At 62.5% G+C, this 851-nt stretch carries 1 protein-coding gene; it reads left to right on the plus strand.

Annotation, left to right across the window (positions count from 1 at the left end; translation table 11 throughout):
- Window positions 1–197: 197 nt before the first annotated feature.
- A partial coding sequence (locus AD89_RS0117585; RefSeq protein ID WP_025780980.1) for a hypothetical protein occupies window positions 198–851 on the plus strand: 654 nt, incomplete at its 3' end.

Genomic DNA, 851 nt, shown 5'->3' on the forward strand with positions numbered 1-851 from the left:
GGGCCGCCGTCGGGTAGTTCCGGGGAGAAGTTATCCACAGATTGCGCCCGCATATTGTGCTTTGATGACGAGTAGTGCAATTTGGTTTCATGTACTTAAGTATGACGACTCAAAAGCTCTATCGGCTCGGGTTCACCAAAGACGAGATTCGGCGCGGGGAGAAGTGCTGTCTCGAACGCGTAGCGCGAGGACGATATGTGGCCACCGGCTCCTGCGCGGATGCGCGACATGAGCCGATCTGGGCGGCCCTGACCGAAGCCGATTTCGAAGAATTCGGCCACCAGGGGGATATGCGCGATGAGATCGAACCCCTGAGAGTGCTCATCCGCACGCGGGCCGAGAAGATTCACACCGCATCGGGTCGATGGCGGGTGACGAAAGGGCGCGAGGTCTTCTCCCATCTGTCAGCGGCATTCATCCACGACCTCCCGATCGCCTATCCGGCTGAGACGAGAGTGGAGGTGTTCCGGCCGAACGTCAGTCGCAAGTACCGGCACCTCTATGTGCGCAATCGCGCGATTCCGTCTGCACACCGGAAGATGGTCGGCATCTATGCGGTGACGACGATGGAGCGCACGCTCATCGACATCGCGCGAGACTATGGTCCGGACGTGGCCGTGCCGATGCTCGACGAGGTGATCCGCCGGCGCCGCACCACGCGTTTCCGCATCGAAGCGGTGCTGGCGGAGTGTCCCGAATCCCGCGGGGACGCCGCGGTGCTGCGTGCTCTCGACCTCACCGACGGCAGGCGCGAAGCCCCCTCGGAGTCGATCGCAGCGGTGCGCTTCTTCGAACACGGCATCACCGGATTCGAACCGCAGGTGGAGTTCTTCGGCCACCTCGGCGAGGTC

The organism is Brevibacterium sp. VCM10, from assembly GCF_000583215.1.
In the GTDB taxonomy this organism is placed as follows: domain Bacteria; phylum Actinomycetota; class Actinomycetes; order Actinomycetales; family Brevibacteriaceae; genus Brevibacterium; species Brevibacterium linens.